Annotated in this window: 14 protein-coding genes and 1 tRNA gene; 3 read left to right on the forward strand and 12 right to left on the reverse strand. The window is 65.7% G+C overall.

Annotated features, from left to right (window positions below; genetic code table 11):
* Positions 1–50: 50 nt before the first annotated feature.
* On the forward strand, positions 51–1,058 hold the full coding sequence (gap, locus tag LCM15_RS02505; protein WP_224852658.1) for a type I glyceraldehyde-3-phosphate dehydrogenase: 1,008 nt from the start codon (positions 51–53) through the stop codon (positions 1,056–1,058).
* Positions 1,059–1,150: 92 nt separating this feature from the next.
* Here the strand turns inward: gap and LCM15_RS02510 are convergent, their stop codons facing one another.
* The 5 genes from LCM15_RS02510 to LCM15_RS02530 form a co-directional block, all read right to left on the reverse strand.
* Positions 1,151–1,702: an NADPH-dependent FMN reductase gene (locus LCM15_RS02510; RefSeq protein ID WP_224852660.1), complete on the reverse strand. Its 552-nt coding sequence runs from the start codon at positions 1,700–1,702 to the stop codon at positions 1,151–1,153.
* A gap of 138 nt (positions 1,703–1,840) precedes the next feature.
* Positions 1,841–3,049: a beta-ketoacyl-[acyl-carrier-protein] synthase family protein gene (locus LCM15_RS02515; protein WP_224852662.1), complete on the reverse strand. Its 1,209-nt coding sequence runs from the start codon at positions 3,047–3,049 to the stop codon at positions 1,841–1,843.
* The gene (locus tag LCM15_RS02520) at positions 3,046–3,306 is read right to left on the reverse strand and encodes an acyl carrier protein (protein ID WP_224852664.1); all 261 of its coding nucleotides are present in this window, start codon (positions 3,304–3,306) and stop codon (positions 3,046–3,048) included. The genes LCM15_RS02515 and LCM15_RS02520 overlap by 4 nt, the downstream gene beginning before the upstream one ends.
* A gap of 38 nt (positions 3,307–3,344) precedes the next feature.
* The gene (lpxD, locus tag LCM15_RS02525) at positions 3,345–4,439 is read right to left on the reverse strand and encodes a UDP-3-O-(3-hydroxymyristoyl)glucosamine N-acyltransferase (RefSeq protein WP_224852666.1); all 1,095 of its coding nucleotides are present in this window, start codon (positions 4,437–4,439) and stop codon (positions 3,345–3,347) included.
* 30 nt (positions 4,440–4,469) lie between these two features.
* Positions 4,470–6,104, reverse strand: coding sequence for a L,D-transpeptidase family protein (locus LCM15_RS02530; RefSeq protein ID WP_224852668.1), 1,635 nt, complete (start codon positions 6,102–6,104; stop codon positions 4,470–4,472).
* A 334-nt stretch (positions 6,105–6,438) separates the two neighbouring features.
* Between LCM15_RS02530 and LCM15_RS02535 the strand changes: the two genes are divergently transcribed.
* Positions 6,439–7,008, forward strand: a complete 570-nt coding sequence (locus LCM15_RS02535; RefSeq protein ID WP_224852671.1) for a YcbK family protein — start codon at positions 6,439–6,441, stop codon at positions 7,006–7,008.
* 180 nt (positions 7,009–7,188) lie between these two features.
* On the opposite strand, the gene LCM15_RS02540 is transcribed toward LCM15_RS02535, so the two are convergent.
* The 4 genes from LCM15_RS02540 to LCM15_RS02555 all read right to left on the reverse strand — a co-directional run bounded on the left by LCM15_RS02540 (position 7,189) and on the right by LCM15_RS02555 (position 9,750).
* Positions 7,189–7,755 carry a GNAT family N-acetyltransferase gene (locus LCM15_RS02540; protein ID WP_224852673.1) on the reverse strand — a complete coding sequence of 189 codons (567 nt, stop codon included), beginning with the start codon at positions 7,753–7,755 and terminating at the stop codon, positions 7,189–7,191.
* Positions 7,756–7,866: 111 nt separating this feature from the next.
* Positions 7,867–8,136 (reverse strand): 50S ribosomal protein L27, encoded by a 270-nt coding sequence (gene rpmA, locus LCM15_RS02545; RefSeq protein WP_224852675.1) that lies wholly within the window; start codon positions 8,134–8,136, stop codon positions 7,867–7,869.
* 18 nt (positions 8,137–8,154) lie between these two features.
* Entirely contained in the window at positions 8,155–8,736 is a 582-nt protein-coding gene (locus LCM15_RS02550) for a 50S ribosomal protein L21 (protein ID WP_224852677.1), read from the reverse strand.
* 195 nt (positions 8,737–8,931) lie between these two features.
* Positions 8,932–9,750 carry a DUF2059 domain-containing protein gene (locus LCM15_RS02555; protein WP_224852679.1) on the reverse strand — a complete coding sequence of 273 codons (819 nt, stop codon included), beginning with the start codon at positions 9,748–9,750 and terminating at the stop codon, positions 8,932–8,934.
* Positions 9,751–9,918: 168 nt separating this feature from the next.
* On the opposite strand from LCM15_RS02555, the gene LCM15_RS02560 reads away from it, so the two are divergent.
* Positions 9,919–10,008, forward strand: a tRNA-Ser gene (locus LCM15_RS02560).
* Positions 10,009–10,486: 478 nt separating this feature from the next.
* On the opposite strand, the gene LCM15_RS02565 is transcribed toward LCM15_RS02560, so the two are convergent.
* Genes LCM15_RS02565 through purQ form a run of 3 tightly spaced genes read right to left on the reverse strand, consistent with a single transcriptional unit; the run spans position 10,487 to position 14,337 of the window.
* A complete protein-coding gene (locus LCM15_RS02565; RefSeq protein ID WP_224852681.1) occupies positions 10,487–11,821 on the reverse strand; it encodes a sigma-54-dependent transcriptional regulator in 1,335 nt (444 codons plus the stop codon).
* Between the two features lie 43 nt (positions 11,822–11,864).
* Complete coding sequence (locus LCM15_RS02570; protein WP_224852683.1) at positions 11,865–13,631, reverse strand: sensor histidine kinase; 1,767 nt, start codon at positions 13,629–13,631, stop codon at positions 11,865–11,867.
* A 37-nt stretch (positions 13,632–13,668) separates the two neighbouring features.
* Complete coding sequence (gene purQ / locus LCM15_RS02575; RefSeq protein WP_224852685.1) at positions 13,669–14,337, reverse strand: phosphoribosylformylglycinamidine synthase subunit PurQ; 669 nt, start codon at positions 14,335–14,337, stop codon at positions 13,669–13,671.
* Positions 14,338–14,376: the final 39 nt, after the last annotated feature.

Raw genomic sequence — 14,376 nt, forward strand, 5'->3', positions numbered from 1 at the left:
TCCGTATACAGGGCCGCAACATCCGAGCCACATCCAAGAGGACATCGCCCATGACCGTCACTGTCGGGATCAACGGATTCGGCCGCATCGGCCGCTGCACGCTGGCCCATATCGCCGAGAGCGCCCGCAACGACGTGCAGGTGGTCAAGATCAACGCCACCGGCCCGATCGAGACCTCCGCCCACCTGCTGCGCTATGACAGCGTGCACGGGCGCTTCGGTGGTGAGGTGAAGGTGGTGAACGGCAACGCGCTGGATCTGGGCCGCGGTCCGATCGACGTCATGTCGACCTACGAGATGGGCGAACTCGACTGGACCGGCTGCGACGTGGTTCTCGAATGCACCGGCAAGTTCAACGACGGCAACAAGGCGGTGCAGCACATCCACCAGGGCGCCAAGTCGGTGCTGATCTCGGCCCCGGCCAAGAACGTGCAGAAGACCATCGTCTACGGCGTCAACCACCGCGATCTGGTGCAGGGCGACGTGATGATCTCGAACGGCTCGTGCACCACCAACGGTCTTGCGCCGCTGGCCAAGGTCCTTGACGAGGCCATCGGCATCGAGAGCGGCGTGATGACCACGATCCACAGCTATACCGGCGACCAGCCGACGCTGGACCGCCGCCACAACGACCTCTACCGCGCCCGCGCGGCAGCCATGGCGATGATCCCGACCTCGACCGGCGCCGCCAAGGCGCTAGGGGAAGTGCTGCCAAATCTGAAGGGAAAGCTTGACGGATCGGCCATTCGTGTGCCAACTCCGAACGTCTCGGCCGTGGACCTGACCTTTCAGGCCTCCAAGGACGTGACCGTCGAGGATGTGAACGAGATCGTGCGCGAAGCCGCGTCTGGCCGGATGGGAATGGTCCTGTCCTACGACCCGGAACCCAAGGTCTCGATCGATTTCAACCACACGACGGCAAGCTCGATCTTTGCACCCGAGCAGACCAAGGTTGTCGGCAAGCGCACCGTGCGCGTGCTCGCGTGGTATGACAACGAGTGGGGCTTTTCCGCCCGTATGGCGGATGTGGCCGCAGCAATGGGCCGCCTTCATCACTGATGGAGCAGCCCCGGTCCTGACCCCACATCGAGGGGCGGCGGAGGGGAGACCGCCGCCCCTTTGTTCTTAAGGCCCTGCTCCTGCCGACGGGCTCAGCTCAGCTTGTCGATCCAGACCGAGAAGGCCTGCATGAACTCCGTCAGGAACTCCCGCGTCCCCGCATTGCTCAGCCGGCCCTGATCGTCGAAGAGCTTGGCGATATTGCCGATATACGCCTCGGGCTGCTGCATCGGGGCCGCGTTCAGGAATACGAGGCTCTGGCGCAGGTGGTGGTTGGCCCCAAAGCCGCCGATGCCGCCCGGAGAGCCGGTGACGATGGCCGAAGGCTTGCCGTCCCACACGCTCTCTCCCACGGGGCGCGATCCCACGTCGAGCGCGTTCTTGAGGCTGGCCGGGACCGACCGGTTGTACTCGGGCGTCACGAACAGCACCGCATCGCTGCGCCCGACGCAGCGCCGGAAGCTCTGCCACGCCTCGGGCGGCGTGCCCTCGTCGAGATCGGGGTTGTAGAGCGGCAGCGCGCCCGTGCGCGCAAAGCTGAACTCCAGCCCCTCGGGGGCGAGCTCGGTGAGCGTGCAGGCAAGCTTGCGGGTGTAAGACCCCTCGCGGAGCGATCCGACAAGGACGGTGACGTACTTGGACATGATGATCTCCGATGTTCGGTGACCAAAACGTAAGCGCTTGGGGCCGTGATGGTTAGGGGCGGTTGCGCACCATCGCTGTTCGTGGATTGACGGAACGCCTGCGCGATATCGCCAGCGGCCGCCCGGCGCGGCCCGGGATCAGGCCTTGCGCAGCGCCAGAACCGCGTTCAGCCCGCCGAAGGCGAAGGCGTTCGACAGCACCACCGAGACATCCGCCTCGCGGGCCTCGTTCGGCACCACGTCGAGGGCGCATTCCGGGTCCGGCTCCTCGTACCCGATGGTCGGGGCGACGATGCCGTCCCGCAGCGCCATGATGCAGGCCAGAAGCTCGACCGCGCCGGTGCCGCCGATGCAATGGCCGTGCATCGCCTTGGTCGACGAGATCATCACCCGGTCGGCCTGACCGCCGAGCGCGTCGGCCACGGCGGCGCATTCGGTCTTGTCATTGGCGGCGGTGCCGGTGCCATGGGCGTTGATATAGCCCACTTCGGAGGCGTTGATGCCACCGTCGCGCAGCGCGCCGGTGATCGCGCGTGCCGCGCCCTGCTTTGAGGGCATCACGATGTCGGAGGCGTCAGAGGTCATGGCAAAGCCCACCACTTCGGCGAGGATCTCGGCGCCGCGCGCCTTTGCGTGCTCGTATTCCTCGAACACGTAGACGCCAGCCCCCTCGCCCTGCACCATGCCGTTGCGGTTGGCCGAGAATGGCCGGCAGGCATCGCGCGACATCACCCGCAGCCCTTCCCACGCCTTCACCCCGCCGAAGCACAGCATGCTCTCGGCGCCGCCGGTGAGCATCACCGAGCAGGTGCCACCGCGCACCATGTGATAGGCAAGCCCCATGGCATGGTTCGACGAAGCGCAGGCCGTGGCCACGGTGAAGGTCGGGCCGCGCAGGTTCATCTCCATGCTGACATGGGAGGCGGCGGCGTTGTTCATCAGCTTCGGCACCACGAAGGGGTGAACGCGGTTCTTGCCTTCCTCGTAGACCGAGCGGTAGTTCTCGTCCTGCGTGGTCAGACCGCCGCCCGAAGTGCCGAGCACCACGCCCGAGCAATCCGCCAGAGCGCCGGTAAAATCGATCCCGGACTGCGCCACCGCCTGCCGCGCCGCGAGCAGCGCGAACTGGGTGAAGCGGTCATAGAGCGACATCTGCTGTCGGTTGAAGGCGTTCTCGGGCACGTAGCCCTTGATCTGGCCGCCAATGCGGATCGCCAGACGCTCGACGTCGCGGAACTCGAGCTCGGAGATGCCGCAACGACCCTCGCGCATGGCTTCGAGGGTCTCCGGCACGTCACGGCCAAGGGCATTGATCGTGCCGGCGCCGGTGATGACGACGCGTTTCACTTCTTCTGCTCGGCGATCAGGGCTTCGATCCCGGCCACGATGCTGGCGACCGACGAGATGTCGAAATCGCTTTTCTCGGGCTCGTTGGCGTTGAACGGGACGGAGATGTCGAACTCTTCCTCGATGGCGAAGATGCTCTCCACAAGGCCGAGGCTGTCGATGCCCAGATCCTCGAGCGTGCTGTCCATCGTGACGTCTGACGGCTCCAACACGGCCTGTTCGGCGATGATCGCGATCACACGGTCCTTAACACTCATGGGCGGCGCTCCCTATTCGTCGCAGAGTCCCGGCTCGTCTACTCATTCCCCGTCAGCTTGGAAACCGCTTTCTTCAGCTCTGCGACATCGCGGAACAGGCGCGGCAGGCGGCGCATCCCCTTGTAGCTCTCGACGTGCTGATCCATCTTGATCGCCGGGTAGCCGAGCATGGCGCGCCCTGCCGGCACATTGGCCAGAACCTTGGCGCCAGCGCCGATCACCACGTTGTCGCCGACGAAGACGTTGTCGACGAGGCCGCTCTGACCGGCCATCACCACGTTGTTGCCGACCTTGGCTGAACCGGCGATCCCCGCGAGGCCGCACAGAAGACAGTTCTCGCCCACCACCGTGTTGTGGCCCACCTGCACGAGGTTGTCGATCTTGGTGCCCGCGCCGATCATCGTGTCGCGCACCGTGCCGCGGTCGATGCAGGCATTCGCGCCGACCTCGACATCGTCTGCGATGGTGACGCCACCGAGCGAATGGATACGCGCCCAGGCCTGCGCCTCGCCCCCGGAATCCTTGCCGAGGCTCTCGCGCACCTTCTCGACGCCCGACGGCTCGGGCGTCACGAAGGAGAAGCCGTCGCCGCCGATCACCGCGTTGGGCTGGGCGATGAAGCGGTCCCCGATGGTGCAGCGCGCGCCGATCTTGGCGCCCGCATGGATCAGCGCGTTCGCACCGATGGTGGTGTTCCAGCCGATATTCACCTGCGGCCCGATCACCGAGCCAGCGCCGATGCTCACGCCGGCGCCGATCACCGTGAAGGGCCCGACCGAAACGCCTTCGCCAAGCCGCGCCGAGGGGTCGATCACCGCCATCGCGTGGATGCCCTCGTGATAGCCCTGCCCCGGATCCATCATCGCCGAAACGCCCGACAGCGAATGGCGCGGGCGTTTGGGCAGCAGCACCGCGCTGAGTCCCATGGCCTCCCAGTCCGCCCCTTCCCAGAGCAGCGCTGCGCGTGCCCTGCCCTCGGAGAGCTGCTCTGCGTATTCCGGCTTCATCGCGAGCGCGAGATGCTCCTCGCCGGCCATCGCGGGCTCGGCCACGCCGCTGACGCGGATGTCGGTGTCGCCAAGCGCCTCGAGGCCGAGGGCAGCGGCAATGTCGGAAATGCTGTAGGTCGGCATCGGATCCTCCGGGATGTCTTCCCGAAGGACTTAACTCTCCACGCCGCCCAGTGCCACCCCTGCCGCGGCAAGCGCGTCCCAGATCTTGGCGTCACGGCCATAGACATCGGCGCGGTAGTTCATCTTGCCCTTCGCCTGCGAGAACGCGGTGCGGTAGATCAGGTGCACCGGCACCGGCTTCTCGAGATTGACCCGGCTTTCCGAGCCACCGCGCAGGCGCGACGCGAAGAAGCCCTCGGGATCGTCGGTCTGCAGCGCCAGCAGCGCGTAGGCGAAATCCTTGGGATCGGCGAGCCGGATGCAGCCGTGCGAGAATGCCCGCTCGGTGCGCGAGAACAGCGACTTCGACGGCGTGTCGTGCAGGTAGATGTTGTACTTGTTCGGGAACATGAACTTCACCTGCCCGAGCGCGTTTCGCGGCCCCGGCGGCTGGCGCATCGAGAACGGGAAGCTCGCGGCGGAGTACTGCGCAAAGCCGTGGCCGCGATTGACCTGACGGCCGCGGCTGTCGGTGATCACCAGATGGCTCACCGCGCCGGGGTTGCGGCGGAGCTGCGGCAGGTACTCGTTCACCACGATCGAGCGCGGCACGTACCACGACGGGTTGATCACCATGAACTCCATCACGTCCGAGAACTCGGGCGTGCGGCGGTCAGTGTCCTTGGCGCCCACGACAGAGCGGGTCTCGAAGGTGACCTTGCCGTCATCGATGATGCTGGCGTGGAAATCGACGATGTTCACCTTCACGTGGCGCTCGCCCAGACCTTCGGCGAAGTTGATCCAGCGCTCGCGCTCCATCGCCACGATCACCGACTTCAGGCGCTCGACCGCGGGCACGTTCAGTGCGCTGAGCGTCGACGGTCCAGCCACCCCGTCCGCGGCGAGACCATGGTCCCGCTGAAAGTCCAGAACGGCGTTGCGCAGCGTGTCGTCGTAGCGCGGCGAGAGCGTCGGCTTGAGATACTCCATCTCGATCAGCCGGTCGCGCAGGATGACCACGCCGGGGCCGCTGTCGCCGGGCTCGAGCTTGCCCACCGTCACCGGCGCGCCCCAGCCACCGCGGGCGACGATGCGCTCGAGGCTCATCTTCTCGCGCATCAGTCGCGTGTATTCGGGCGTCGTCGGCGCCAGCTCGCGGAACACGGCGCGCGGCTCGCCTGTCGCGAGCGCCTCGAGCAGTTCCTGCGAGGGGCGGCGGACAGGCGGGCGTTTGATGCCGCTGTCAATACGGCGGCCATCAAGAGCACCACCACTGAGATCATGGGCGAATTGCAGGTAGGCGCGCGACAACTCGACCTCGAGCTGGCCGCGGTCACGGTCGCTGCGCACGGCGCGCATCATGGCCATCAGCGCGGTGGGATCGTAGCGACGCGCCGGCAAGCCGTGATTGCCCGCGGTCGACAGCGCCTCGATCAGAGCCGCGCGCCGCGCCGTGGCGGCGTCGTCCGCCGAGGTCCAGATCGGCTCGAACCCGCGAGCGCGGTAGAACGCCGCCATGCCTTCGTCTTCCGAGAGGGACTCGGCCACCGCCAGCTTGTATCCGGTCAGCGACAGGCTTTGCGCCTGCGCCGGCTGGGGCGCCGCGGCAAACATCCAGCCCGAGGACACCCCGATCGCCAGACCGAGCTTCAAAGCGGTGGAAAATTGCCTGCGTGACTTTGTCATAGTGATCCCTGAAATCGAGCGGTCTTCTTTGAAACTAGTGTTGGACATCAGACGTCTACCCTGTCCATTCACATTTCCCGCAGTTTGAGAAATTCTCCTGCGTCGCGGCACGCGCGCACCAGCCCTGAGCGTCAGCACGATCTGGCCACAAGATCTGGTCAATTTGCGCAGGATCTTGCCGAAATCCGGCAAATAAACTCGACGTGACCGAAACGGCCTTCTCAGAATTTTTACTCTGTGGCATATAATCCACGCATCTGGGGATAGATGGCAGGTGTCGTCCAACGAGGCGACGCAAACAGGTACAGCGACTTAACGGGACAGGCGCTTTCACATGACAAAACCAACTTCGGGCGGCCTCACACGCCGCGGACTTCTTGGCGCATTCGCCGCCACACTCGTCACCGCAGCCCCCACCTACGGAAACGCAGCAGGATTTCTGCGCGGGGCTGGCGACATTCGTCGGATCAAGATGTATTCAGGGCGCACCGGTGAGAAGATCGACATGATCTACTGGATCGAGGGACAGTACATTCCTGAATCCCTCAAGCAGATCAATTACTTCATGCGCGACTGGCGCAGCAACGATGTTACCAACATCGATCCGCGCACCATCGACATCATGACCGCGGCTCACAATCTGCTCGAGACGGATGAGCCCTACATGCTGATCTCGGGCTATCGGTGCCCGAAAACCAACGCGATGCTGCGTGCCCGCAGCTCCGGTGTGGCAAAGAACTCCCGCCACCTTCTCGGCGAAGCAGCGGACCTTCACCTCAAATCGCGCTCGGTCAATCAGATGGCAAGCGCTGCGTCTGCCTGCAAGGCCGGCGGCGTCGGACGCTACACCAGCTCGAGCTTCGTTCACATGGACTGCGGTCCGGTGCGCACCTGGGGAAGCTGAGCGCCGACTTAACCGCGTGTTAAAAGTAGAACATGCTGCAAGGCGTCCGGTTCCGGGCGCCTTTGCTTTTTTTCAGGATTTCTTGCGGTTTTCCGCGATTGACCGGATGCGCGCCCTGCCCGGCACGAAAAAGCGCCCCGCGAGGGGGCGCTTTCGGAACGTTGGTGCAAGACCGCCGGATTACGACATGCGGCGCAGGTAGGTCCAGGTCGGCACCTTGGCATTGCGCGCCACCGAAAACGCCTCTGCATCCCCGATATACTCGAAGCCGCAATTGGTCAGTACCCGCGCCGAGGCGGGGTTGTCCTGAAACACACTTGCGAACATCGTCGCCGAACCCAGCGGGTTTGCCTCGACCAGCGCGCGCAGCGCCTCAGAGGCGTGGCCCGTGCTCCAGTATGGCGGCGCCACCCAGTAGCCGATTTCGCTCTGGTTGCCCTCGAGCCGCTCGAGCGAGATCACACCCATGACCTCCGGCCCCTCCTGCGCGGAGGCGTCGAGCACCCAGATATCCTCGGCGCGATCCTCGGCGGTGCCGCGGGCGATGAACGCCTCGGTGGCGCCGGGCGGAAGCGGGTGCGGAATCGACGTGGTCATGCGGGCGACGCGCTCATCCGAAGAATAAAGCGAGATCAGCCCGGCATCCGAGCGACGCAGCGGGCGCAGGACAAAGCGCTCAGTCGCGATCTCGGGCTGCAGGACGACGGGCTTGGGCCGCGTCGGTGTTTTCAGTTGGTCCAGACTCATGTGCACACTCCTCAATGCACGTTCCGGTGAATCGGCGTCCCCTCCTCATGAAACGCCGAAGGGGACCGGCTTTCGCCGATCCCCCTTGATTTTCACATCCTGTGGATCGGCTTACTCGGCAGCCTCGGCCACCGGAAGGACGGATACGAAGGTGCGGCCCTTCAGGCCCTTGCGGAAGGTCACCGAGCCGGCTTCGGTTGCAAAGATGGTGTGATCTTTGCCCATGCCCACACCGTTGCCCGGCCAGTACTTGGTGCCGCGCTGACGGATGATGATGTTGCCCGGGGTCGCATCCTGACCGCCATAGAGCTTGACGCCAAGACGGCGGCCTGCGGAGTCGCGGCCGTTACGGGAGGAACCGCCTGCTTTTTTATGTGCCATGGGTTAGTCTCCTTGTTCTCAGGCGAGGGTCTTGGCCTGCTCGACCCACTCGGGCTTCACCTTGGTGGCCTCGAAGGTCTCGGGGTTCACTGCGGCGAGCTCGGCGTAGGTGTTGATGCCGGCCTCGTTGAGCTTCTTGGCGGCGGCGGGGCCGACACCGGTGATTGCGGTCAGGTCGTCACCTGCGGCTGCAGCCGGAGCTGCGGCTTTCTTCGGTGCGGACCCGGCTGCCGGAGCGGCCACGGAGCCTGCGCCGGCGGCGGCCTTGACGCCCGACTTCTCTGCGCCCGACGCGAGGATCTCGGTCACGCGAACGAGGGTCAGCTTCTGGCGGTGACCCTTGGTGCGCTGCGAGCTGTGCTTGCGGCGACGCTTGACGAAGTGGATGACCTTGTCACCCTTGATCTGGTCGACGACCTCGGCCTGCACGGCAGCACCAGCCACCAGCGGCGCGCCGACGGTGACGCTGTCGCCGCCCAGCATGAGGACATCGTTGAACTGCACGGTTTCACCCGCGTCTGCGGCCAGCTTTTCCACGCGGAGCACGTCGCCCGCCTGAACCTTGTATTGCTTGCCGCCGGTTTTCATCACCGCGAACATCTGCATCTTCCTTCGTTTCCCGCGTCCTATGGTGCCCTATCGGGTCTTTCCCGGGCCTTAAGGCCCACCTCGAACAGCGCGCCCTCTGGGGACTGTCATTGATATAAGAATCGAAAGCGGGGCCGCAACAGCCCCGATCCGAGCCGCGCTTATGCGAGGATATCGCCGCTTTGTCAACCCGCGCGGGGAAAAGCCCTAGAGCTCCTGCGCCTGCATCTGCTGCGCCGCCGCAAGACCGAGCGCGTAGGAGATATTGTCGTACATCGCATTGAAGCCCGCGAACAGTGCGCGGTTCATCGCCCTGCCCTCCGGGCTGGACGACAGATCGACATAGGCCTCCAGATCGCCGTCGGGCAAAGGCTCGTAGGCCATCAGCAAGTACCCGTAGAGCCACTCCCGGCTGTCGGCCCGGGTCGCCGGCTCCTGCGCCCAGACCTCGTCGAGGATCTCGCGCTCGGACATCTCGAGCGCGCCGCCATCCACGAGCCCGGCATAGAACTGGAAGCTCGCGTTGAGCGCGCCGGTGACGTTGGCTTCGATCAGATCGTTGGCCTGCACGAAATCCGTCACCAGCCCAAGCCGCGCGTCCGACGAGCCGTCGAGTCCGCGAAACACCTCGCGCGCAGCGGTTTCGACACCATCATCGATCAGCGCGCGCCGCGCCGAAAGCTCGACCTCGATCACCCGCTCGCCGGTCTCGCTGCCGAAGAAGCGCAGCAAGGGCGTCGCGTCGGTGTCGCCGAAGCTGTCCTGAAACTCGGCCCGGACCACCTCTTCCATCGCGTCGGTGTCGTAGATCCGCGCCACCGAGTCCTGCCAGCCCGGCGTCGCGCCGCCCGGAATCAGGTCGCGGGCCATGTCGGCGCCGTATGCGATGCCTTCCTCGCGCATGATCTCGACGATCTCGGGAAGGCCCAGCCGGTCGAGCAGGGCATCTGCGGGACGCGCCGGATCGGCAACCACCGGCGCGGCGAGCGTTGCGGACAGCAGGCAGGCGACGAAGCGCAGGGCCATGTCAGAGATTCCTTGGGTTTCGGGTCGGGGCGAGCGTAGGCCCGGATACGGCGTTTTCCAAGGCCGCGGGGGCCGTGGGAACAACTTCGGCACGTTCTGCACGGTTCCGCAAAATTCCCTGTTGCACCCCGTCGCGCATCTCGTTAAACGGCCCTCCACGACCCCCGCGGAGAGGTGCCGGAGTGGTCGAACGGGGCGGTCTCGAAAACCGTTGACCCTTCACGGGGTCCCAGGGTTCGAATCCCTGTCTCTCCGCCACTTGCCTTTGTTATCAAAGGCAAGACGGCAATCGGCGTACACTTGGATGGGCGCCGATATCAGCCAGACCACTCATGTTTCTGTCAAGCTTCCTCCCCCGCCCGGGGAACGCTCTTCGAATGCGGAGCGGCGCCTTGCGCGGCTCCCTTCTCGGACCCGTCTGCCGGCGTCGCACGCCGCATTTTCAGGCGGACATTTCGCCGGACAGACGTCCGCCAGATGTCAGACCTTCGCGGATCATTCCTGCGCAGCTAAGCAGCCAGCGGCAAAACGGCTTTGGCACGATGAACTGTGAGGGGGGTACAGATGGGTCAGAACGCCATCGGGCCGCTCTGATATATAACCATCACGGCGTGCGTGCTGCGCGTGGTCAGCGCTGCGGGCCTCGCCATGGCGGCGGCGGGCGCTGAACGGATGCCGCGCCTCGCAAGGCGCGGCTTACAATGTCGCGACAGATCTAAAGCGATCCGATTAACGCTCAGAGGTAATCGGCGCGCTGCAGGCCGTACTTGGCCATCTTCTCGTTCAGCGTCCGGCGCGGCAGGCACAGCTCGTCCATCACCGCCGAGATCGAGCCCTTGTGGCGGCGCATGGTGTTGTCGATCAGCATCCGCTCGAACGCCTCGACATACTCCTTGAGCGGCTTGCCCTCGGTGGTCATCACCGGCTGCATGTCCTCATGGTCGTTCATCAGCAGCGAGGCGATGGTGCCCTGCCCGCGCCGCGATTGCAGCACCGCACGCTCGGCGAGATTGATAAGCTGGCGCACGTTGCCGGGCCACGGCGCCTGCAGCAGCTGCGCCGCCTCCTGCGCCGAGACCTTGGGTGCGTCGCAGCCGTACTCGTCGGCAAAGCCTTCGGAAAGCCGGGTGAAGAGCGTCAGGATGTCCTCGCCGCGGGCGCGTAGCGGCGGCACGGTGATTTTCAGCGCGGCAAGGCGGTAGTAGAGATCGGGGCGCAGTGCGCTCTCGCAGGTGCGGCCCTCGTCCTGCAGGTTGCAGATCGCGACGATCCGGGTCTCCGGCGGGGTGCCCTGATCGTTGATCACCGACAGCAGGCGCGCCTGTGCCGAATCCGAGAGCGACTCGACGTCCTCGAGCACCAGCGTCCCGCCGCGCGCCTCTTCCATCGCCGGAAGCCGTGTCTCGTCGGGCTGCATCGGGCCGAACAGCCGGCGCATCAGCGCATCTTCGTCCATCGCGGCGCAGGAGAGCAGCACGAACTTCTTGCCCGCGCGCGAGCCCACCGCGTGCAGAGCATGGGCGATCAGCGTCTTGCCGGTGCCGGTCTCGCCTTCGATCAGCACATGACCGTCGGCCTGGCCGAGATCGAGCACATCCTCCCGCAGCCGCTCCATCGCCGGGCTCTGCCCGATGAGCTTGCTCATCAGCTGGCCGCCATCCGAGAGCTCGCGGCGCAGGGCGCGGTTGTCGAGGGTCAGGCGGCGCGCATTGGTCGCCTTCTTGGCCAGCTCCGACATGCGGTCGGGGTTGAACGGCTTCTCGAGGAAATCGAAGGCCCCGATGCGCATCGCCTCGACCGCCATCGGCACATCGCCATGACCGGTGATCATGATGACCGGCAGCGCGCTGTCGGCGCCCATCAGCTTCTTGAGGAACTGGATCCCGTCCATGCCGGGCATCTTGATGTCCGAGATCACGATGCCGGGGTAATCGGTGCCGAGCGCGCCGAGCGCCTCTTCGGCGCTGGCAAAGGCTTCGGTGTCGTAGCCCGACAGCGCCAGCCACTGGCTGATCGACTGCCGCATGTCCTTTTCGTCGTCGACGATGGCGATCTTCATGGCTTTTGTCATTCTCGTCTTGCGCCTTTTCTGCCTGCGTCTTTCCCGCTGCCAACTACTCGGCGGCGCGGGTGGTTTCATTCAAGATAGGAAGCTGCATCTCGAAAACAGCCCCACCGTCGACCCCGTTGCGGGCCGTCAGGCGCCCGCCGAGATCGGCCACGATGCCGGAACTGATGGCAAGGCCGAGCCCGGTGCCGTCGCCGGGCTGCTTGGTGGTGTAGAACGGCTCGAAGAGCGCATCCATGTCCTCGATGCCGTGGCCGTTGTCGCGCACCGACAGGGTCGCGGTCTCGCCACTCGCCAGGATGATCTCGAGCTCGGGCTGGGCCACGGATTTGGTCGCGTCGATGGCGTTGCGCAGCAGGTTCACCAGAACCTGCTCGATCCGCATCCGGTCGCCCATCACCCGCACCGGCTCGTCTGGCAGGATCTTGGAGATCCGCACCCGACGCGCCTTGAGCTGCGGCTCCATCATCGACAGCGACGACGCCAGCGCCTCGGCCATGTCGACCGGAGAGAGCTGCTCCTGCCCCTTGCGGGCATAGGATTTGAGCTGCCGGGTGATGGCGCCCATGCGCTCGATCAAATCGTCGATGCGGTGAAACGCGGTCATCGCCTCGTCGGGGCGGTTGCGCCGCAGCAGCAGCCGCGCCCCAGCAAGGTAGGTCTTCATCGCCGCCAGCGGCTGATTGAGCTCGTGGCTCACGGCGGCCGACATCTCGCCAAGCGCGGCGAGCTTCGAGCTCTGCTCGAGGGTCTGCTCGGCCGAGGCGAGATCCTTCTGCACCTTCTCGCGCTCGGAAATCTCGCGCTGGAGCCGCGCATTCAGGCGGCGCAGCTCGGCGGATTCGCGTTGGAACAGGGCCATGCGCAGCGCCGTGCGGCGGCTCAGCGCGTAGAAGGCCAGTGCCGCCAGCAGCGCGAAACCCATGATCTCGAGCGCCAGCACAGCGTTCACCTTCTCGCGCACCGAGGCGTAGGTGGTGAAGGTGGCCATGGTCCAGCCGCGGAACGGGATGCGCCCATCGACCCGCATCACCGCCTCGCCCTGCAGGTAGGCGTCGGGCGGCAGCGCGGTCCAGTCGGCGGTGGCCTTGATGGCGCGCTCGATCGCGCTCTCGGGAGACTGGCGCACCAGCGCCTCGTCCATGGTGCGGCCCCGCCAGCGCGGCTCGGTGGCGAGGATGATGGTGCCTTCGGAGTTCAGCACCGCCACCGCGTCGGTGATCCCGGCCCAAGCGCGCTCGAACTTCGCCAGATCGACCTCGACGATGATCACGCCGACCACGCTGTTCTGGCTCTCGACACGGCGCGAGTAGGTGAAGGTGTACCCCCCCGCCTCGCGCTCCTGCGAGGTGAAGACGGTGGTGTTGGAGCGCAGCGCCTCGACGAAATGCGGCGCGTTGCGGTGCTGCTCGCCCAGACGGTTGCGGTCGGTCGCCGCCACGGTGCGGCCATCGCGGTCGAGCAGCATCAGCGAGGCGGCGCCGATCTCGTCGACATAGGAGATCAGGCGTTGCGAGGACTGGCTGAAATCGCCGGAGTTGAGCGCGCCGATCAGCGCCGGGTCACGCGCAAGGAGCTGCGGCACGATGGCATTGCTGCGCAGCTCCGAGAGAATGTTGCCGGAATAAAGCGCCACACGAAGCTCGGCCCGGTTGCGGGTCGATTCCGTGAACCGGTCGGTGAGCATCATGTTGGTGACCCACACGGTCACCACGGCCAGCACGACGAGAAGGACGAGCGCGACCCGCACCCGCCATCCCAGTGGCCCCGAGCGCCTTGCGCGCCGGGTCTTTTCCTTGGCCGTCCCTGACATGGGCAGCAAGTTACGCGCCCACGCTCAGGCTCTCAAGTCAGGCTTCCGCCAGGGCGGCGGTCAGATGGGCGAAAAGACGCGCACCGTCCTCGTTGCCCTGCGCCGGATCGCAGGCCCGCTCGGGGTGCGGCATCATGCCGAGCACCCGGCGGTTCGACGACAGGATGCCGGCAATGTCCCGGTCCGAGCCGTTGGGGTTGTCGGTGTAGCGGAACGCCACCCGGTCCTCGGCCTCGAGCTGATCCAGCGTCGCGGCATCGGCGGTGTAGTTGCCGTCATGGTGCGCGATCGGGATGCGGATGGTCTCGCCGGCCTCGTAGCCGCGCGTGAAGACCGACTGGCTCTCGGCCACGTTCAGGCCTACGGTGCGGCAGATGTACTTAAGACCCGCGTTGCGCAGCAGCGCGCCGGGAAGGATCTTGGTCTCGGTCAGCACCTGAAAGCCGTTGCAGACGCCAAAGGCATAACCGCCGCGCTCGGCATGGGTCTTGACCTCGTTGCAGATCGGCGAGTTCGCGGCGATGGCGCCGCAGCGCAGGTAATCGCCGAACGAGAAGCCGCCCGGGATGCCGACGATGTCGATGCCCGAGGGCAGCGCCGTGTCCTTGTGCCAGACCATCTGAACATCGAGCCCCGCCTTGCGGAAGCCCTCGGCAAGATCACGATCGCAGTTCGATCCGGGAAAGACGATGACGGCAGCTTTCATGGCGGGCTCGCTTGACGTTGGTAAGGTCAGGTTGGGTGA

Source organism: Salipiger bermudensis (assembly GCF_020171625.1).
Lineage (GTDB): Bacteria > Pseudomonadota > Alphaproteobacteria > Rhodobacterales > Rhodobacteraceae > Salipiger > Salipiger bermudensis_B.

Coding starts and splice junctions, on each gene's coding strand:
- LCM15_RS02555 (WP_224852679.1), bottom strand. CDS start 9,750: ATGGCCCTGCGCTTCGTCGCCTGCCTGCTGTCCGCAACGCTCGCCGCG.
- LCM15_RS02530 (WP_224852668.1), bottom strand. CDS start 6,104: ATGACAAAGTCACGCAGGCAATTTTCCACCGCTTTGAAGCTCGGTCTG.
- rpmA (WP_224852675.1), bottom strand. CDS start 8,136: ATGGCACATAAAAAAGCAGGCGGTTCCTCCCGTAACGGCCGCGACTCC.
- lpxD (WP_224852666.1), bottom strand. CDS start 4,439: ATGCCGACCTACAGCATTTCCGACATTGCCGCTGCCCTCGGCCTCGAG.
- LCM15_RS02570 (WP_224852683.1), bottom strand. CDS start 13,631: ATGTCAGGGACGGCCAAGGAAAAGACCCGGCGCGCAAGGCGCTCGGGG.
- LCM15_RS02550 (WP_224852677.1), bottom strand. CDS start 8,736: ATGTTCGCGGTGATGAAAACCGGCGGCAAGCAATACAAGGTTCAGGCG.
- LCM15_RS02540 (WP_224852673.1), bottom strand. CDS start 7,755: ATGAGTCTGGACCAACTGAAAACACCGACGCGGCCCAAGCCCGTCGTC.
- LCM15_RS02520 (WP_224852664.1), bottom strand. CDS start 3,306: ATGAGTGTTAAGGACCGTGTGATCGCGATCATCGCCGAACAGGCCGTG.
- gap (WP_224852658.1), top strand. CDS start 51: ATGACCGTCACTGTCGGGATCAACGGATTCGGCCGCATCGGCCGCTGC.
- LCM15_RS02510 (WP_224852660.1), bottom strand. CDS start 1,702: ATGTCCAAGTACGTCACCGTCCTTGTCGGATCGCTCCGCGAGGGGTCT.
- purQ (WP_224852685.1), bottom strand. CDS start 14,337: ATGAAAGCTGCCGTCATCGTCTTTCCCGGATCGAACTGCGATCGTGAT.
- LCM15_RS02565 (WP_224852681.1), bottom strand. CDS start 11,821: ATGACAAAAGCCATGAAGATCGCCATCGTCGACGACGAAAAGGACATG.
- LCM15_RS02535 (WP_224852671.1), top strand. CDS start 6,439: ATGACAAAACCAACTTCGGGCGGCCTCACACGCCGCGGACTTCTTGGC.